Genomic DNA, 19,058 nt, shown 5'->3' with positions numbered 1-19,058 from the left:
ATAATGTAGCAAAGAGTGCATTCATTTTGGGGGTGATTAAATGAATAAAGATTCACCAGAAGAAAAAAGAGAGCGTATGAGACAAAGTGAATTAAAAAGTAATCTTACTGGTTCTTTACATGACGGACTCAATAGAGCGGAAACAGGTAGTCCAGTTGATATAGCAGGCGGTATGAATTGGAAAAGTACAGGGATAATCATTTTAGTACTACTTTTAGGATACATTGTATACACTTATTTTTTCAGTTAAAGAATGCTTGTTAAAATTTTGATTTGTTTAGTTTCATAATTGTTGAGAAAAAAATGCAGTTACTGTATTACATATCTTTTAAGCGAATTATAGTTGTTCATATCAACTTTTAATACTCCAAATAGAGCTAGCAAAATGCTAGCTCTATTATTTTTTGCCACATTCCTGTAACAAACCACCTGTATATTCATTGGTGGAGGTGCAGAGGATGAAAAAAATGATAGCGATATGTCTTCTTACAACTATGTCATTTTCGACTTTAGTCGGTTGTGACGTAAAAGGTAGTAATGCTGTACAAGAGTCTAAAATAAAGAAAGCGACGTATAAAGATTTTACTTATGATGTAAATCCAGAAACATTCACATTAACTGTAGAACATGAGGGTGTAAAGGAACAGGCATCACAACCCCTACCGAAAATGAAGGTATCGAATGTAAAAAAAGAAAAGGATCGTACATCGTGGGAATATCCAGATCAAAAAGTAAAAATAAAATTAGAAAAGAAAAAAGACCACTTAAACATTGAAGTGGAATCGACTGGTGCAGAAAGCTTTACATGGCCGAAAGTAGAAGCTGAAAATTATACACTTCCGTTATGGGAGGGTAAGCAAATTCCGAGCAATGATGAGAATTGGAAGAAGTTTTTAAAGGATGATGCATATTCATTTGCTGAATCATTTTCTATGAAGTTTTTCGCATTAAATGGTTCGAAATATTCAATTGTATATATTGCAAACAATATGTTTAATAATGAATTGAAATTTCATTCGGATCCGAAAATAGGATTTGATTTTACACATGAATTTCCGAGCATAAATCAAAATAAAACATATGGATTTCAATTATATGTGACAAATAATGATGCGGTAAGTATTGCTAAACTGTATAAGGATGATATTGTTCGAAAAGGTGAATTTAAAACATTACAAGAAAAGGCTAGAAAAAATAAAGAAATCGAAAAGTTATATGGAGCGGCGCATTTTTATTTTTGGAATCAAAATGGTTTATCAGAAAATAATATAAATTGGCCAAAACTAAGGGAGCAAATAAATAGCCCGCTGTTTAGTCATATAAAAGAACTTATTCAAAAGAATAGTTCAGAGCCTGGGGAACTGAATGTATTAGATCAAGTAAGTAAACAAGATTTCATTGATAAGTATCAAAAAAATGTTATTTTACGTTATATAAACGAAGTATTATCCATGAAGGAATTTTATAAAGAGGATATTTTTCAAAACGTTGACCAGGAAGCTAGTGTGCTATTAAAGAAAGGTGTAGGTCACTTAACGAATACAGAATTGTATAGCTTAAATAAGCATTTATTAAAGTCGCTACTTGGCGATGCGGTTGAAGAGGTAAGTAAATGGGGTAATGCAGATGGAACGGACATACTAAAGGAAATGACAGAGGCCGGAATAGAAAAAGCGTGGATTGGTCTGCCGAACTGGGAACAAGGATTTATGCAACCGAATTTCGTGGCAAAAGCTAAGGAAATGGGGTATTTAGTTGGTCCGTATGATTCATATCATTCCATTCACGAAAAAAGTGATAAAAATTGGAACACAGCATCCTTTAATGACCCATCATTATACGAAGAGGCTACTGTAACGAAGAAAAACGGAGAAAAGGTGCAAGGCTTTTTAGGCAGAGGTCGCAAGTTAAACCCGACTTTATCGCTGCCTAGTGTAAAGGAACGCATGAATGATATATTACAAAATGGTCCTAAATATAATTCATGGTTTATTGATTGTGATGCGACAGGTGAAATTTACGATGACTATTCAGCGAAACATATAACGACACAAGAGCAAGATTTAAAAGCACGTTTAAAACGAATGGACTACATTGCGCAAGAAAAGGGTATGGTCGTTGGTTCTGAAGGTGGAAATGATTTTGCTAGTAGTACGATTGCATTTGCACACGGAATTGAAACACCTGTTATTAAATGGGACGATGAAGATATGCGAAAAAATAAAACAAGCCCGTATTATGTCGGTGGATATTGGTCACCAAATCAAAATGTTCCCGAAAAATATGCAAAACAAGTACCATTGAAAGAAGAATATAAACAAGTATATTTAAACCCAGTATATTCGGTACCATTATATAAATTAGTATACAATGATTCCGTTATTACAACGCACCATTGGGAATGGGGAAGTTTAAAGGTAAAAGATGAAGTTGGAAATCGAATGCTGTCTGAATTATTGTATAATGTTCCTCCGTTGTACCATTTAGATGAAGTAGAGTGGAATAAACATAAAAAAGAAATTACAGAGCATCTAAAAGTTTGGAATGAAGTTCATGAAAAAGCAGTAAAAGAAGAGATGACGAATTTTGCGTATTTGTCAGAAGATAAGCTAGTACAATCTGTTTCTTATGGAAAAGATATTAAAATCATTGTGAACTTCTCAAATGAAGACATGGAAGTAGAAAAAACGAAAATAAAAGCAAAGTCGGCTTTTATTGATAATCAGGGGAAGAAAAGCATGTATACGCCGTTTGAGAAATAATAACGTGAAATATATTGTATTCATAGAGGTTTTATCATTAGCTGGACTCTTTATTCATATCGTTTATCTGGAAAAAGATATCCTAATTTAAAATGAAAGAGTTAATGAATTTATAAATTCGCATGTTGCGAAGTGTTAAATTTTTGAAATTGGTAAATAGTGACTTGCCAAAAATAAGTACGAGAGTATAATGTGAAATGGAATACATATTGGGTTTAAGTAGTAACCTTACAAAATTGTAAGGTTAATGAAAGGAAATTCAATATGAAGATAAATAGACTTACATTATACTTGGTAAAGAGAAAGAGAGGCGAATGGGTATGAGCTCTGAATTAGAACAAAATACGAGAAGTAATAAAAAGCGTTCTAAAAGAAAGTCAATAAAATGGTTCATATTAATTCCATTTTTCCTACTTATTTTTGGAGGAGTAGGATATGGTTCGTTTATATATAATAAAGCAAAAGCTGTTGTAAATGATGCGTATGCAAAAATTGAAAAGTCATCAAAGCGTGATAAAGAAGTTGAACCTTTAAAGGATAATATTTCAATATTAATCATGGGTGTAGATGGAAGTGAAATGAGAAAAAGCCAATATGGCGAAGCAGTTCGAACAGATGCACTTTTATTAGCAACAATTAATAAAGATGATAAATCTGTTAAGCTAGTAAGTATTCCACGTGATTCACGTGTTTATATTCCAACTAGAAAAAAATTAGATAAAATTACTCATGCTCACGTATTTGGTGGCGTAGAAAGCACACGCGATACGGTGGAACGATTTTTAAATGTACCTGTTGATTATTATGTGAAGTTTAACTTTGAATCATTCGTACAAATTGTCGATTCAATTGGTGGTATTGATATTGATGTACCAGTTACTTTCACTGAACAAGATAGTAAAGACCAAGCTGGTATGATCCATTTAGAAAAAGGTTACCAACATTTAAATGGAGAACAAGCACTTGCACTTGCAAGAACGCGTAAAATTGATAGTGACGCAATGCGTGGACAGAGACAGCAACTTGTAATAGAAGCAATTGCCAAAAAAGCGATGTCTGTTCAATCAATTAGCAAAATGGGCTCTTTACTAGATGCGGTTGATAAAAACATGAAAACGAACTTAACATTTGACGATATGCTTGCCATTACAAAAAATATGGCAGGATCTAATTTGGAAATGGAAAAAATGCAAATAGAAGGTACAGATAAACGTATCGGTGGTATTTATTATTACATTCCAAATGAAAAAAATGTAAAAGATATTTCAAAAAAATTAAATGATCATTTAGGTGTAACGCCAAAACCAGTTCGAAACGAATAATAAAAAAAGATTGGCTTTTGCCAATCTTTTTTTTGAAGTGGATTAGCAACTTTTTAATAACGGTTTTTTGTTGCGGAAAAATTATACTAAAATCATTTTAATTTATATAAACAAAAGGTGTAATTATACGATATACTAGAGGGGACTATTTGGAAATTAGCTCCTAAAGTTGAAGGGAAGGAAATTCAATTTATTACTATTTATAGAACAATTGAATTGGTGGAAATTGAAACAGGTTAAAGAAAGACTGTTCAAAATGCAATTACATATTTATACACAATGAAGCGATTAAGGTGAAAGACGAAGAGATAGTAATTGCGAAAGATCATGTATCATATATTGACCAGCTATTTTACCAGATTAATAATCATACAATAGGTGCTTAGCTATCGTCAAAAAAATGGTGGACCTTCATGGAGATACGTTTAGTCGTATAAATACATGGAACAATACTTTTGATAAAACTCCCATTATAATACAAAAAAATCTGTTTACATGGTGAAATAAAAATAAATAGATGTATAATTATATTGGGCGATTTATATATAAGATTAATAGGGAGAGGAATTCGATAGAATGGAAAAAGCTTTAAAAATTAAACAAATAGTAGTCGTTTTAATAGCGATTGCCGCAGTAGCTATTGGGTATTACATGTTCCAATCAATTACTTCACCAGCAAAAGCTGTCGCGAAACAAGAAAATGTAGTGCAGCTTGCAAGTGAACAGCCGAAAGTTGAAATGAATAAAACGGCACCAAGTCGTTTTAATGGAAAAGAAAGAAAAGTTGCTTATCTTACATTTGACGATGGGCCAGGGAAATATACGGCTGAATTATTAAATACGCTAAAACAACATGATGCGAAGGCAACGTTCTTTTTAATTGGAGCGAATGTCAAAGAATTTCCTGATTTAGTGAAACGTGAAAATGCTGAGGGTCATTATGTAGGCATGCATAGTATGACACATAATTTCGCAAAGTTATATAAAAATGGCGAGTATGTAAATGAGATGAAAGAAGATCAAGGTTTAATCGCTAATATTATTGGGAAATCACCTAAATTAACACGTCCTCCATATGGTTCGATGCCTGGATTGAATGAAGGTCTTCGAAATAAAGTGGTAGAAGGCGGATTTAAAGTATGGGATTGGACAATTGATTCATTAGATTGGAAATACAATAAAATGCCAGTTGATGCAGCTGCAGCACAAATTGCTCAAAACGTATTAACTAACGCAACAAAACCACAAGAAGTAATTTTAATGCATGATATTCACCCACAATCAGTTGCTGCTGTGCCAGCAATTTTAAAAGGGCTAAAAGAAAAGGGTTATGAGTTTGAAGCTTATCATGAAGAGAGTCACTTCCCAGTGAACTTCTGGCATGATAACCGTATGTAATGGAGGAATGAACGTTGAAGTATGGAAAAGTAGCAGTAGTTGGAGCATTATCAGTAGGACTTTTAACAGGTTGTTTCGGTGAAAAACCAGAAGAAAATTTATATACAGCTTTTGAAACAGCAGCAACACAAGAAAAATCTTTAGTGGATGAAGCAAAAAAATTAGAGCAGTTAGAGAAACAAGGTCAAGAACTATATGCTCAAATTTTGCAAGAAGGTAAAGATCATAATGAAGCAGTTGTGAAGAAAATAGAGCAAGCTACTGCAAATGTAGATGATCGTGAAAAAGTATTGAAAAGTGAGAAAGAAATGCTAGAAAAAGCACAGAAGGAAACGAAATCTGTTCAAAGTAATATAGAGAAGATTGAAGATAAGAAGTTACAAAAACAAGCAAAAGCAGTAGAAGAGTCGTATAAGAATCGTTATGATGCATTCAAAAAGATGAATGAAAATTACACGAAAGTGTTAGTGACTGAAAAAGAACTGTATGAAAAATTAAAAGTAAAAGAAACGAAATTAAAAGAAATCGGTGAAAAAGTTAAAACTGTTAATGAATTAAATGTGGAAGCACAAAAGTCGAAAGAGCAGTTTAACAAATTTACAAAAGAGTATAATGACAGTAAATTAGCATTCTACAAAGATGCAGAAATTAAGATTAAAGATCAGAAATAAAGAAGAATCTAAAGTGTAATAAAAAGCCGGAGAAACATCGTTATAAATGTTTTTTCGGTTTTTTACGTTAAATGAATAGAAAAGACTGGAATTGATATCACAAAAGAGTTATAGTGAGTTATTCTAAGGGAAACATTGTAAAGTAAGGAGAATGGAAATATGTCATATGAATTTTTACTCAAATTAGGTTTAGCACTCTTTTTAGGATTATTCATCGGGATAGATAGGCAGCTAAAGAATAAACCACTTGGTGTGAAGACAAGTATGGTTATTTCTGTAGCAAGTTGTTTAATTACGATGGTTTCAATTGAATCTGTGCATGTATATTCTGTTCCAGGACATACAAATATGGATCCGATGCGACTGGCTGCTCAAATTGTTAGTGGAATTGGTTTTCTTGGCGCAGGTGTCATTTTACGAAGAAGTAATGACGTTATTTCTGGATTAACGACAGCTTCTATGGTGTGGGCTGCTTCAGCTTTAGGGATTGCAATTGGTGCGGGATTTTATTTACAAGCGACAGTTGCTATGGTTTTAATTATTTTAGCGATTAATGTACTTCCGCAACTTGTGAAAATTGCAGGACCGTATTCATTAAGACAAAAGGATTTATCTATAAAAATTACTGTTAAAGAGCATCATGAGTTAGATGGTATATTTAAGCAAATTAAAAATTTAGGCATGCATGTGAAACGCGTGAAAATTAAAGATATAGATAGTGGAGCATTTCAGCAACTGGAGATGGTTATTTTAGCTCCAGAAGATTTATATACAACAGAGTTATATAGTTCCCTGAAAGAGATTGATCGAGTAGTTTCAGTTGAAGTGGAAAGTAGATAATTGTGATAAAAAAGAGTGAAGTGAATTCACTCTTTTTTATTTGGATTTTTAAGGAATGAAATTGATATAATGATGAGTAACGAGGGGGAGAAATGATGGGAATACATATTAGAAGAGCAATAAAGGATGATATACCAGGTATAGCAAAGGTGCATGTTGATAGTTGGAAAACAACGTATAAAGGGATATTTGCTGACGAAATTTTAGATAATATAGCATATGAGAAACGAGAAAAACAATGGGAAGATATTTTTCAAAAAGAAGGTAATCATCAATTTAGATTTGTAGCAGAGAATTCAAATAGAGAAATAGTCGGATTTATCGATGGGGGAGTAGAAAGAACTGGTACATATAATTGTGACGGAGAATTATATGCAATCTACCTTTTACAAGAGTATCAAGGAATGAAAATAGGACAAAAGTTATTTCAAGCTTTATTATCGGATTGTATAAACAATGATATGCAATCACTTTTAGTTTGGGTTGTTACGAATAATCCTTCTACAAAGTTTTATGAAAAATTTAACCCTGAAAAAATAGATATGAAATTTTTAGAGAGAGTAAAGATAGAAGAAACAGCGTATTGTTGGAGAGATTTGAATTTGTTATACAAACAGTTATATAGATTTGCTTAAATAATATTATTATGTAAACTTTATGTTTGAAAGAGGTATACCAATTAAGGTATACCTCTTTTGTTTAACCATTTTGGATAGATTACTAATGAAAAATAGTAAGTATGTACTTTGAAACTGAGTATTTCTTTCGCGTATTTTTAACTAGATTAAAGAAAAGTGGGAAAACAAGGAAGATTAAATCAGATAAAAAAATTCTGAAATATACTATTGAATTGAATATCATTATCAATTAGAATCATAATTGATAACGACATTCAATTATCGTTTATTATATAAAATTTCGATAGCTTTAATATAAAGAGGAGGACCAACATGCAGCATGCGAAACAAATCGCAGAACATGCAACATTACAAAGCTTTTTAAACTGTTATTTAAGAGAAACAGGGAGTGGAGAATGGATTACAGAGGATGAAAGAATGAAAAGTATCTTCAGTAATACGTTGAATAGAGATACAGTCCCCACATATTTATGTTGTCGGCTATCGGCACAGAACGTTACTTTGTATGGAGAAGTTATATATAAATCATCAACAGATCGTCATTTGTTTGGAGAACAATTTTATTATCAAATTGGAGATAGTAATTCTGTTATTAAAGCAGATTACGTTACAGTTATTACATTTTTAATAAAAGAGATGTCTATCAACTACGGAGAAGGGACGAATCCTGCGGAACTTATGCTTCGAGTTATCCGTAGTTGTCAAAATATTGAGGAATTTACAAAAGAGAGAATAAAAGATACGTCCGCATTATACGGTTTCCATACAACTTTTATAGAAGCGGAGCAGTCGTTATTATTTGGGCATTTAACTCATCCTACACCAAAGAGTAGACAGGGGATATTGGATTGGAAAAATGCAATTTATTCTCCAGAATTAAAAGGAGAATGTCAGCTTCATTATTTTCGGGCCCATAAAAGTATAGTAAATGAAAAATCATTATTATCAGATTCTACAACAACGATTATAAAAGAAGAATTAAGTAATGATGAGATGGTTAGTAAGGAATTTATAGCGAAGTACTGTAAGGAAGATCAATATGCATTAATTCCAATTCATCCGCTTCAGGCAGAATGGCTCTTGCATCAAGCTTACGTACAAGATTGGATAGTTCAAGAATTGCTTGAGTATATTGGACCTGTAGGTAAGTATTATATGGCAACATCATCGCTAAGGACGCTGTATCATCCCGATTCGAAGTATATGCTTAAGTTTTCATTTCCGGTGAAAGTAACGAATTCAATGCGTATTAATAAACTGAAAGAACTTGAGAGTGGTCTTGAAGGGAAGGAAATGTTAAATACGGCTATTGGTGAAGTACGAGAGAGATTTCCAGGCTTTGATTTTATTTGTGATCCAGCATATATTACATTAAATTATGGAACACAAGAATCTGGATTTGAAGTGATTATTCGCGAGAACCCTTTTTATAGTGAACATGCAAACGACGCAACATTAATTGCTGGGCTAGTTCAAGATGCTATACCTGGGGAGCGTACGCGGTTATCAAATATTATTCATCGCCTAGCAGATTTAGAAGGTAAAAGCTGTGAAGAAGTAAGTTTAGAGTGGTTTAGACGATATATGAATATTTCTTTAAAGCCGATGGTATGGATGTATTTACAGTACGGTGTTGCACTAGAAGCTCATCAGCAAAATAGCGTTGTGCAGCTAAAGGATGGTTATCCGGTCAAATATTATTTCCGTGATAATCAAGGATTTTATTTCTGTAATTCAATGAAAGAGATGCTTAATAATGAATTAGTTGGTATTGGAGAACGTACTGGAAATTTATATGACGACTATATTGTGGATGAGAGATTTCGTTACTACTTAATTTTCAATCATATGTTTGGCCTCATTAATGGTTTTGGCACAGCAGGATTAATTAAGGAGGAAATTCTTCTCTCGGAATTAAGGTCTGTACTTGAATCATTCCTTCCGTATAACCGGGAACCTTCAACATTTTTAAGAGAATTATTGGACGAAGATAAGTTAGCGTGTAAAGCAAATTTACTAACGAGATTTTTCGATGTCGATGAGTTAAGTAATCCATTAGAGCAAGCAATTTATGTGCAAGTACATAATCCGCTCGTTAGAGAAGTGGCTGTTCGTTCATAAATAGCGTTAAAATTTCACGTAATACAAATAATGGTATTTTGTCATAAGGTGGAGGGTTTTATGAGAGTGGACATGTATCATACGAAAGTATTGAAGGCGCTCGAATCAGAAGATTACATTTCAGTACGAAGAAGAGTGCTACGTCAATTAGTAGAATCGTTAATTTATGAGGGGATTATTACACCGGTTCGCATAGAAAAAGAAGAACAAATTCTTTTTATAATACAAGGACTTGATGAAGAAGACAAAAGTGTCACGTACAAATGCTATGGCAGGGAACGGATGACATTTGGACGTATTTCTTTAGACTCATTAATAGTAAGAGTCCAAGATGAACAGCAAGAAATACAATCTGTCTCGCAATTTCTAGAAGAAGTTTTTCGGGTTGCTAGTGTAGAACAAGCTAAATTAGATTCTTTTATGCACGAATTAGAACAAACAATATTTAAAGACACGATTGCACGATATGAAAGAAATAATAAGAAAGAATATACTCAAAAATCTTACGATGAGTTTGAAAGCCATTTAATAGACGGCCATCCATATCACCCTAGTTATAAAGCACGTGTTGGATTTCAATATCGTGACAATTTTCAATATGGATATGAATTTATGCAGCCAATAAAACTCATATGGATTGCAGCGCATAAGAATTATGCGACTGTAGGTTATGAGAATGAAGTGATGTATAACGACCTTTTAAAAGAGGAGATTGGCGATCGTAAATTAGAAGAGTTTATGGAACGAATTCGTAATAAGGGATGTAATCCAAAACAGTACGTGTTTATACCTGTTCACCCATGGCAGTGGGAGAATTTCATCATTTCAAATTATGGGGATCATATACAGGGTAATTTTATTATTTATTTAGGAACATCAGAGGACGATTATTGCGCGCAACAGTCAATGAGAACGTTAAGAAATATTACGAGTCCAAAGAAACCGTACGTTAAATTATCGATGAATTTACTCAACACTTCAACACTCCGTACACTGAAACCATACTCTGTTGTGAGTGCACCAGCAATATCAAATTGGTTAAATGATGTTGTAAGTAATGACGCCTATTTAAGCGATGAAGCACGTTTAATCTTGTTAAGCGAGTTTTCAAGTGTAACGTATGACACGAATAAGAAAGCTATATATGGTTCATTAGGATGTATTTGGCGCGAAAGCATTCATAAGTATTTAGATGCACAAGAGGATGCAATTCCTTTTAATGGTTTATACGCTAAAGAGAAAGATGGTACACCAATTATTGATGCGTGGTTGAACAAATATGGAATGAAGGATTGGCTACAATTACTTATTCAAAAAGCGATAATACCAGTTATACATCTTGTTGTAGAGCATGGTATCGCACTGGAATCACATGGACAAAATATGATTCTAGTCCATAAAGAAGGGGTGCCTGTTCGTATTGCGTTAAAGGATTTTCATGAAGGGCTTGAGTTTTATCGTCCATATTTGAAAGAAGTTGACAAATGTCCCGACTTTACTAAAATGCATAAAACATATGCGAATGGAAAAATGAATGATTTCTTTGAAATGGATCGCATCGAATGTTTGCAAGAGATGGTGTTAGATGCACTTTTCCTGTTTAATTTAGGAGAATTAGCATTCGTACTTGCGGATGAATATGGATTGAAAGAAGAACATTTTTGGATGATGGTTGTTGAAGAAATTGAAGATCATTTAAGAATATATCCACATTTGAAAGGTAGATTTGAAAATATTCAATTATATGCACCTACATTCTATGCTGAACAATTAACGAAACGTCGATTATATATGGATGTGGAATCGCTTGTTCATGAAGTTCCAAATCCATTGTATAGAGTAAGACAACTTATGAAACAAAAATCAGTTGTTACAGGGGGAAATTATGCTAATCGTTAATAAACAAGAGTATAGCAAAAGTGATTTTGATTTGAGATTACAAGTTTATGAGGAAATGGAACAATTTCAAGAAGCAGAAGGAAATAGATTTGCACTTTGTCTGAAAGATCCATTCGATATTATTACGCTTGTGTTTTTCTTAAAAGAAAAGAAATCATCAGTATTACTTATACATGAAGATACGCCAAAAGAAACGGCTATTGAAATGGCAAAGCGTGCAAATAGTGTAGGAGTTTTATATGGAGAATATGGCGATTTTACAAAATTAGAAGTAGGGAACTTTTTACTAGAAGAACCTTCTTTATTGCAATATAGTTCGGGAACTACGGGAGAACCGAAACTGATTCGTAGAGCATGGACGGAAGTTGATACAGAAATTACTGCCTATAATGAAGCTTTAAACTGTGAAGTAGATGAAGTGCCAATCGTTATGGCTCCTGTTTCACATTCATACGGACTAATATGTGGTACGTTATCAGCAATTACGAGGGGGAGCAAGCCTGTAATCATTACGAACAAAAATCCTAAATTCGCATTAAATATAGTTCGTAATACAGAAAAACATATCATATATGCAGTACCACTTATGTTACACATTATGGGAAGTTTTCCATTAGGAACGTTCCAGTTTCATAAAATTATGACATCAGGATCGCCTTTGCCAGAAGCACTATTTTATAAACTAAAAGAAATGACAACATATATGATGCAGCAATACGGTTGTTCTGAAGCAGGTTGTATTAGTATATGCCATGATATGAAAAGCCATTTAGATTTAGGAAACCCTCTACCTCATGCGAGTATAAGCATAGGTTCAGAGGAAAATGCACCGGAAGAAATCGTCGTGAAAATGAACGGTAAGGAAATTTTCACGAAAGATTTAGGGTATAAATCTGAGCGTGGCATTCATTTTATGGGGCGTATGGACGATGTAATTAACGTTTCAGGATTAAAAGTCTTTCCTATAGAGGTAGAAGAAACGATGCTTCGATTGGAAGGTGTGCAAGAGGCAATTGTATATCGAGGGAAACATCCTGTGATGGGAGAAATAGTTAAAGCGAAAGTGATCTCTCATATTGATCCGGTGCAAATAAGAGAATGGTGTATTCAGCACTTACCTTCTTATAAAGTTCCTCATGAAATTGAAAGTGTAACTGAAATTCCGAAAAATAAAACTGGAAAAGTAAGTAGAAAGTTACTAGAGATGGGAGAGGTTACAACATGAGACGAGAAGCGTTAAAGAATGCAGTGTTAAAAATTATGGTAGAAAAAATGGAACTGAAAAATGTAACGTATTTAGAAGAAGAGATGCGCTTAAATCAAGATTTATATATAGATTCGGTAATGATGTTGCAGCTTATTGTATACATAGAAATGGATGTAAAGCTATGCGTTCCAGAGGATGAGGTAGATCCAAAGGCATTTCTTACTGTAGGATCTTTGCTTGATTTTATGGAGGAGTTACAGCCGTTGCAGGAAGTAAATGTAAATAACTAACCTTTAAGAAAGTGGATGAGAGTATGACTTCAATTAAAGTGCACTGTTTAGTGAGTTGTTTTTGTGAAATTATAAAAAGGCGTAGCGACATTGATTTTCGTCCATTTTATTTTGGACTATGGGATGGAGATTTTGATATAACAGAAGGCGGAATTATTTCGTATCACTCTGAAAACATTAACCATGATCATTATTTACTTTGGTTTGAAAAATTGTACGGTATTAAAGTAAACGAATGGTATGATCATGCAAAAGATAAAGATAGCAATGTAGAAATGTTTTTAGAATTAGTAGAAAACAAGCCGGAAAATCGTTATGTCATTGTAATGGTTGATATGTCTCTATTACCAGAGAGGGAAAATAAATTTCATCAAAAACCGTTTCCACATTATTTAATGATATCAAAAACAGAGAAAGAAGAAGAGTGGTTCATGCTAGATCCTGATTTTCGTTGGGAAGGGAATATGGAAAGAGAAAAAGTGCTTCACTCTATTCAAGATAACCCATTTGGTGGAGGATATTTCATTGATATAGAAGGAATTGGGGAGCCAACACAAGAAACAGTAGCTAGTTATTTCACAGAAACATTCAAAAAGAACGACAATGAACTGACTATGGAACTGAAAAATTTAATTGTAAAAATGGCAAATGAGGAAGAAGGATATGCGCTTTCTGGACTTGTAGCAGCAGTAAAACAAATACCAGTACTTGCAATTCGTAAATATAGTTATGAGCATGCCTTTGCATACTTCCGTGAAACGTTGCAATATTCGGAGCAAGAATTTGATTATTGGTGTGATCGGGTAGAGGATATTGTACAAGGATTTACAAATGTACAGTATCGTGCAATTAAAATGGCGATGACGAACAATAAAGATATGCTAGTAGCGATTATTGAAAAACTGGATGAAATGAATGCAATTGAGCTGCAAATTAAGAAGGAATTAGAGAGACAGTTTCTATCATGGAAAGGTATGAAAACAAATCAGTCTGTCGTAACTTTTTAAGAAGCTAACTTAATTTAAGATAGGGGAGTTTAAAGCTATGAAATATTCGCTATGTACCATTTCATTTCGTCATCAATTAATTTCATTTACTGATATTGTTCAATTTGCATATGAAAACAGTTTTGAAGGAATTGAATTATGGGGGACTCATGCACAAAATTTGTATATGCAAGAGCGTGAAACGACAGAACGAGAATTGAATTTTCTAATGGATAAAAACTTAGAAATTACGATGATAAGTGATTACTTAGATATATCATTATCAGCAGATTTTGAAAAAACGATAGAGAAAAGTGAACAACTTGTAGTACTAGCTAATTGGTTTAATACAAATAAAATTCGCACGTTTGCTGGGCAAAAAGGGAGCGAGGACTTCTCGGAACAAGAGAGGAAAGAGTATGTGAAGCGAATACGTAAGATTTGTGATGTGTTTGCTCAGCACAATATGTATGTGCTGTTAGAAACACATCCTAATACACTAACAGACACATTGCCTTCTACTATAGAACTATTAGAAGAAGTAAATCATCCGAATTTAAAAATAAATCTTGATTTTCTTCATATATGGGAGTCTGGCGCAGATCCAATAGACAGTTTCCATCGATTAAAGCCGTGGACACTACATTACCATTTTAAGAATATATCTTCAGCGGATTATTTGCATGTGTTTGAACCTAATAATGTATATGCTGCAGCAGGAAGCCGTATTGGTATGGTTCCGTTATTTGAAGGTATTGTAAATTATGATGAGATTATTCAGGAAGTGAGAGACACGGATCTTTTTGCTTCGTTAGAATGGTTTGGACATAACTCAAAAGAGATATTAAAAGAAGAAATGAAAGTATTAATAAATAGAAATTTAGAAGTAGTAACTTCATAATGTGAAATGATGTGAGAGTCTCGTTTAGAGGCTCTTTTTTTACTGTGAAAATATCCAAAAATTTCCATGTATTTTAATTCGAATTTTACACAATTTATATATAAATAAGGAGGTGATTGGTAATGGCTAGAAATCGTAATTCTAATCAATTAGCATCACATGGAGCACAAGCAGCTTTAGATCAAATGAAGTATGAAATTGCACAAGAGTTCGGTGTACAACTTGGAGCTGATACTTCTTCACGTGCAAACGGTTCTGTAGGCGGTGAAATCACAAAACGCCTAGTAGCGATGGCAGAACAACAGCTTGGTGGCGGATATACTCGCTAAATGTAGAAGGTTATAGGAGAAAGGAAGGATTCTTCCTTTCTTTTTTTTTCAATTAATTGGTATGGATATATAGCGAACAGAATTCAAAGAATAGAAGTAATACTATATTTTACCCAATTTCTTTTGTTGTGAATGGGAAGTATTAAAGGTGTAATAGCCCTGATGGAATGAAAATTATGTTCCAGCAGGGCTATTATATGGTAAGAAATATATGATGAAAGGTTCCGAAATCAACATGTTAAAAAAAGAAAACTGTTGTTTAATTGCGCTTGCATCAGTTCCACTTGTCATGACATTAGGGAATTCAATGCTCATTCCAATCTTGCCGACAATTGAAAAGAAATTACATATTTCATCGTTTCAAGTATCCATGATTATTACAATTTACTCTATCGTAGCCATTTTACTTATACCGATTGCTGGTTATTTATCAGATAGATGGGGACGAAAGATGGTAATGGTTCCGAGTTTGCTGATTGCGGCTATAGGAGGAGCGATAACTGGTTGGGTATCATGGAAAGTTGATAATCCCTACATTTGGATACTAATCGGTAGAGCGATTCAAGGTATTGGTGCTGCTGGTGCAATGCCGGTTGTTATACCGTGTGTTGGTGATTTATACAAAGATGAAAAACAAGTTAGTACAGGTTTGGGAATCATTGAGACATCCAATACATTTGGAAAAGTGTTGAGCCCTATTTTAGGATCTGCTCTTGCTGCCATTGTATGGTTCTTACCATTTTGGGCGATTCCAGTTTTATGTGTCGTATCAATTGTTTTATTGCTGGTATTAGTAAAGGCAAAAAAACAAGAAGGGGAAGTACCGCCATTAAAAGAGTTTATTCGATCTATTATCTCTACGTTTCGAGAAAAGGGAAGATGGTTAATTGCCATTTTTGCATTAGGTGCAATTATTATGCTTATTTTATTCGGAATTCTCTTTTATTTGTCGACTATACTGGAATCAAAGTATGACATTCATGGTATATGGAAAGGGTGTGTGCTTGCTATCCCGTTACTTGTACTGTCACTTAGTTCCTATATGGCCGGTAAAAAAATTGGAGATAATCAAAATGTTATGAAGAAGTGTATTTATATTGGTTTTTTAATGGCAGCTGCATCAGTCATCATTCCTTTATTTATAAAAGGGATTTACTTACTACTTCTTTGTCTCGTTATTATGGGGATAGGAATTGGTATGGCACTCCCATGTTTAGATGCCCTCATTACACAAGGAATTGAAAAGGAGCAAAGGGGAACGGTTACGTCCTTTTATAGTTCAATGCGATTTATCGGTGTAGCAGCTGGACCACCTTTATATTCTTTTTTTATGAAAGGGGCGGACCATGAAGTGTTTTATTTGACAAGTATTTTCGCTGCCATTGGTGCTGTTATAGCAATCATTTGGATTAAACCAGCAAAAGATGCAAAGAAGGTAAAACAGAAACCGGAACCTACTTCATAATTTGTAAGAGAATTGCATGATGTTTTCAGTAACATGCAATTCTCTTTCGTTCATTAAGAATAAATAACTTGTTTTAACATGTAAAGCGCGACACCCCATATGATGAGACCAGAAAATTTATTTAATAATAAGATTGTCTTTCCGGTTGAGTCTAGTCTTTTTAGAAATTTCCCCGCCAAAGCTAAGCTTATAAACCAAATCCAAGAAACGATAATAGTTGCAAGTGTAAAAGCCCATTTTTCACTTCCTATGTATTGAATAGAATTTGTTCCAATTACACCGATTGTGTCTAAAATTGCATGTGGATTTAATAACGAAACTGATGCTGCGAAAAGGATTTGCTTTTTTAATGGCATACTTTTTTCTTGTTTTACATCGTTGGAAGGGTTACTTCTCCAAATAACAAAGCCCATATATAGGAGAAAGAAAAATCCAATTATATATAACGAGTTAGTTAACCAAGAAAAAGTAAGGAGTACAAGGGAGACACCTTGCACCGCAATCAATATGAGTAACGTATCACATATAGAGGCAGTTAATACTACAGGGGCTGCCCTCCAAATGTTTGGTTGGCTAGCACCTTGGTTAAAGACAAAAACATTTTGTACACCTAATGGAATGATAAGTCCAAATGCAAGAATGATACCATGAATAATTGCTTCACTCATCATATTACCTCCTATTTTAATTCATTATGATAGTGTATATTGTATAGAAGAAATGAAAATTTGTATCCATCCATATGGTTGGGGAGGTTACCAACCAAAAAGAATATAAGGTGATATGATGGAAAGATTCGTTTGGAAACCGAATATGTCTCTAGCGACGCCGCTGTATAAACAAATAGAAACGTATATAAAAGAAAGGATCGTTAATGGAGAATGGACTGTTGGAACAAAATTACCTTCACAAAGAGATTTGGCCCATACATTTGGTGTGAATCGAAGCACAATTGTAATGGCTTTCGATGAACTAGTTGCGAAGGGATATATTGAAGGGAATGGCAGGAAAGGAACAATTGTTGTAAATAATAATGAGAATGCTTCAACATACGCACCCCCGCCTAATTGGCAGTCTTATGTAGAAACAGGAGTTCATTATCCGAATCTCCCAGCTATTCAAGAGATTAATCAAGCTGAATTTTATCCACATGTAATTCGATTAGGAACGGGTGAGCTCGCGCCGAGTCTCTTACCTGAGAAAAAGATGAAAGAAATTATGAATAAGCTTTTAAAGTCAAATGTGACGCTTGGGTATGAAGAGCCGAAAGGAAATCTTTATTTAAGGGAAAAGATTTCCGAATACTTAAAGGAGCATGGCGTATATGTATCTCCTGCCTCTATATTAATTGTTTCAGGAGCAATTCAAGCGCTGCAACTTATTTCTATGGGGCTTCTTTCGAAAGGGGCATCAATCTTATTAGAGAAACCATCCTATTTGTATTCGCTTAATGTTTTTCAATCAGCAGGGGTACGTTTAATTGGAATCCCAATGGATGAGAGCGGGTTACATACATCATATATTAAGAAATATAAGAAGCAATTCAATGCCTCTATTTTATATACAATCCCGTCTTTTCATAATCCGACGAATTTTAGTATGAATACTAAGAAGCGAAAAGAAATAATGGAAGTATGTAATGAAATTGGATTACCTATTATAGAGGACGCAGTGTATCAAGACTTATGGTTTGATGCACCTAGTTCGAAACCTTTAAAAGCCTATGATAAAAATGGAATTGTACTACATATTGGAAGCATGTCCAAAGTAATTAGTCCAGGTTTAAGAATTGGATGGATTGTTGGACCCGAGCCAGTAATTCAAAGATTGTCAGACATAAAAATGCAAACAGATTATGGTTCAAGCACTATATCCCAGCAAATTGCAGCAGAGTGGTTTACAAATGGTCTATATGATGAGCATTTGCGATTTGTAAGAAGTGAATTGAAAAAACGAAGAGACTTTATGTTACTAATGTTAGATAAATATCTTCATGAAATAGCAACTTGGCATGAACCAACAGGCGGGTTTTATATATGGGTACATATAAAAGTACCCATTTCATATCGCAGTTTATTTGATAAAGCTCTGCAAGAAAAGGTTTTATTAAACCCAGGTACTTTATATGATAGAAGTGCAAATCAATTTTTGCGCCTATCGTATTCATACGCAACGTTAGAAGAAATTGAAATAGGTATAAAAAAACTCGCACAACTAATGAAAAAGTAA

General features: G+C 33.7%; 17 protein-coding genes. 16 read left to right on the top strand and 1 reads right to left on the bottom strand.

What is annotated here, in order from left to right:
• Nucleotides 1-40: 40 nt before the first annotated feature.
• The 15 genes from MR170_RS13195 (at nucleotide 41) to bcbE (ending at nucleotide 16,829) form a co-directional block, all read left to right on the top strand.
• A complete protein-coding gene (locus tag MR170_RS13195; RefSeq protein ID WP_016081995.1) occupies nucleotides 41-250 on the top strand; it encodes a DUF6366 family protein in 210 nt (69 codons plus the stop codon).
• Nucleotides 251-458: 208 nt separating this feature from the next.
• The gene (locus MR170_RS13190; protein WP_016081994.1) at nucleotides 459-2,762 is read left to right on the top strand and encodes a glycoside hydrolase; all 2,304 of its coding nucleotides are present in this window, start codon (nucleotides 459-461) and stop codon (nucleotides 2,760-2,762) included.
• 320 nt (nucleotides 2,763-3,082) lie between these two features.
• Nucleotides 3,083-4,084 (top strand): LCP family protein, encoded by a 1,002-nt coding sequence (locus tag MR170_RS13185; RefSeq protein ID WP_002093954.1) that lies wholly within the window; start codon nucleotides 3,083-3,085, stop codon nucleotides 4,082-4,084.
• Between the two features lie 576 nt (nucleotides 4,085-4,660).
• Nucleotides 4,661-5,482, top strand: a complete 822-nt coding sequence (locus MR170_RS13175) for a peptidoglycan-N-acetylglucosamine deacetylase (RefSeq protein ID WP_000409482.1) — start codon at nucleotides 4,661-4,663, stop codon at nucleotides 5,480-5,482.
• Nucleotides 5,483-5,496: 14 nt separating this feature from the next.
• Nucleotides 5,497-6,153, top strand: a complete 657-nt coding sequence (locus tag MR170_RS13170; protein WP_016081993.1) for a YkyA family protein — start codon at nucleotides 5,497-5,499, stop codon at nucleotides 6,151-6,153.
• A 159-nt stretch (nucleotides 6,154-6,312) separates the two neighbouring features.
• Nucleotides 6,313-6,993, top strand: coding sequence for an MgtC/SapB family protein (locus MR170_RS13165; RefSeq protein ID WP_000119510.1), 681 nt, complete (start codon nucleotides 6,313-6,315; stop codon nucleotides 6,991-6,993).
• Nucleotides 6,994-7,085: 92 nt separating this feature from the next.
• Nucleotides 7,086-7,628 (top strand): GNAT family N-acetyltransferase, encoded by a 543-nt coding sequence (locus tag MR170_RS13160; protein WP_050843309.1) that lies wholly within the window; start codon nucleotides 7,086-7,088, stop codon nucleotides 7,626-7,628.
• Between the two features lie 315 nt (nucleotides 7,629-7,943).
• A complete protein-coding gene (locus MR170_RS13155; RefSeq protein ID WP_242308407.1) occupies nucleotides 7,944-9,752 on the top strand; it encodes an IucA/IucC family protein in 1,809 nt (602 codons plus the stop codon).
• Between the two features lie 60 nt (nucleotides 9,753-9,812).
• Nucleotides 9,813-11,651, top strand: a complete 1,839-nt coding sequence (locus MR170_RS13150; RefSeq protein WP_242308406.1) for an IucA/IucC family protein — start codon at nucleotides 9,813-9,815, stop codon at nucleotides 11,649-11,651.
• The gene (locus MR170_RS13145) at nucleotides 11,638-12,876 is read left to right on the top strand and encodes an AMP-binding protein (protein ID WP_242308405.1); all 1,239 of its coding nucleotides are present in this window, start codon (nucleotides 11,638-11,640) and stop codon (nucleotides 12,874-12,876) included. Before MR170_RS13150 ends, MR170_RS13145 begins: the two co-directional genes overlap by 14 nt.
• Nucleotides 12,873-13,148: a petrobactin biosynthesis protein AsbD gene (gene asbD / locus MR170_RS13140; RefSeq protein ID WP_043935040.1), complete on the top strand. Its 276-nt coding sequence runs from the start codon at nucleotides 12,873-12,875 to the stop codon at nucleotides 13,146-13,148. Before MR170_RS13145 ends, asbD begins: the two co-directional genes overlap by 4 nt.
• Nucleotides 13,149-13,171: 23 nt before the next feature.
• Entirely contained in the window at nucleotides 13,172-14,155 is a 984-nt protein-coding gene (locus MR170_RS13135) for a DUF6005 family protein (protein WP_043935041.1), read from the top strand.
• Between the two features lie 37 nt (nucleotides 14,156-14,192).
• Nucleotides 14,193-15,035: a sugar phosphate isomerase/epimerase family protein gene (locus MR170_RS13130; RefSeq protein ID WP_242308403.1), complete on the top strand. Its 843-nt coding sequence runs from the start codon at nucleotides 14,193-14,195 to the stop codon at nucleotides 15,033-15,035.
• Between the two features lie 122 nt (nucleotides 15,036-15,157).
• A complete protein-coding gene (locus MR170_RS13125) occupies nucleotides 15,158-15,364 on the top strand; it encodes an alpha/beta-type small acid-soluble spore protein (protein ID WP_000113545.1) in 207 nt (68 codons plus the stop codon).
• Nucleotides 15,365-15,599: 235 nt separating this feature from the next.
• On the top strand, nucleotides 15,600-16,829 hold the full coding sequence (gene bcbE / locus MR170_RS13120; RefSeq protein WP_242308411.1) for a bacillibactin exporter BcbE: 1,230 nt from the start codon (nucleotides 15,600-15,602) through the stop codon (nucleotides 16,827-16,829).
• A 53-nt stretch (nucleotides 16,830-16,882) separates the two neighbouring features.
• On the opposite strand, the gene MR170_RS13115 is transcribed toward bcbE, so the two are convergent.
• On the bottom strand, nucleotides 16,883-17,497 hold the full coding sequence (locus MR170_RS13115) for a LysE/ArgO family amino acid transporter (protein ID WP_001287303.1): 615 nt from the start codon (nucleotides 17,495-17,497) through the stop codon (nucleotides 16,883-16,885).
• Between the two features lie 118 nt (nucleotides 17,498-17,615).
• On the opposite strand from MR170_RS13115, the gene MR170_RS13110 reads away from it, so the two are divergent.
• Entirely contained in the window at nucleotides 17,616-19,058 is a 1,443-nt protein-coding gene (locus MR170_RS13110; RefSeq protein WP_050843316.1) for an aminotransferase-like domain-containing protein, read from the top strand.

Source organism: Bacillus cereus group sp. BfR-BA-01524, from assembly GCF_022662595.1.
GTDB lineage: Bacteria > Bacillota > Bacilli > Bacillales > Bacillaceae_G > Bacillus_A > Bacillus_A thuringiensis_S.
Note: the sequence above shows the minus strand (reverse complement) of the source record. Positions and strands in the feature narration are given on the sequence as shown.

Bases quoted from the DNA above. Each gene is read 5' to 3' on its own strand.
- MR170_RS13195 (WP_016081995.1), top strand. From the start codon at position 41: ATGAATAAAGATTCACCAGAAGAAAAAAGAGAGCGTATGAGACAAAGT.
- MR170_RS13190 (WP_016081994.1), top strand. From the start codon at position 459: ATGAAAAAAATGATAGCGATATGTCTTCTTACAACTATGTCATTTTCG.
- MR170_RS13185 (WP_002093954.1), top strand. From the start codon at position 3,083: ATGAGCTCTGAATTAGAACAAAATACGAGAAGTAATAAAAAGCGTTCT.
- MR170_RS13175 (WP_000409482.1), top strand. From the start codon at position 4,661: ATGGAAAAAGCTTTAAAAATTAAACAAATAGTAGTCGTTTTAATAGCG.
- MR170_RS13165 (WP_000119510.1), top strand. From the start codon at position 6,313: ATGTCATATGAATTTTTACTCAAATTAGGTTTAGCACTCTTTTTAGGA.
- MR170_RS13160 (WP_050843309.1), top strand. From the start codon at position 7,086: ATGATGGGAATACATATTAGAAGAGCAATAAAGGATGATATACCAGGT.
- MR170_RS13155 (WP_242308407.1), top strand. From the start codon at position 7,944: ATGCAGCATGCGAAACAAATCGCAGAACATGCAACATTACAAAGCTTT.
- MR170_RS13150 (WP_242308406.1), top strand. From the start codon at position 9,813: ATGAGAGTGGACATGTATCATACGAAAGTATTGAAGGCGCTCGAATCA.
- MR170_RS13145 (WP_242308405.1), top strand. From the start codon at position 11,638: ATGCTAATCGTTAATAAACAAGAGTATAGCAAAAGTGATTTTGATTTG.
- asbD (WP_043935040.1), top strand. From the start codon at position 12,873: ATGAGACGAGAAGCGTTAAAGAATGCAGTGTTAAAAATTATGGTAGAA.
- MR170_RS13135 (WP_043935041.1), top strand. From the start codon at position 13,172: ATGACTTCAATTAAAGTGCACTGTTTAGTGAGTTGTTTTTGTGAAATT.
- MR170_RS13130 (WP_242308403.1), top strand. From the start codon at position 14,193: ATGAAATATTCGCTATGTACCATTTCATTTCGTCATCAATTAATTTCA.
- MR170_RS13125 (WP_000113545.1), top strand. From the start codon at position 15,158: ATGGCTAGAAATCGTAATTCTAATCAATTAGCATCACATGGAGCACAA.
- bcbE (WP_242308411.1), top strand. From the start codon at position 15,600: ATGTTAAAAAAAGAAAACTGTTGTTTAATTGCGCTTGCATCAGTTCCA.
- MR170_RS13115 (WP_001287303.1), bottom strand. From the start codon at position 17,497: ATGAGTGAAGCAATTATTCATGGTATCATTCTTGCATTTGGACTTATC.
- MR170_RS13110 (WP_050843316.1), top strand. From the start codon at position 17,616: ATGGAAAGATTCGTTTGGAAACCGAATATGTCTCTAGCGACGCCGCTG.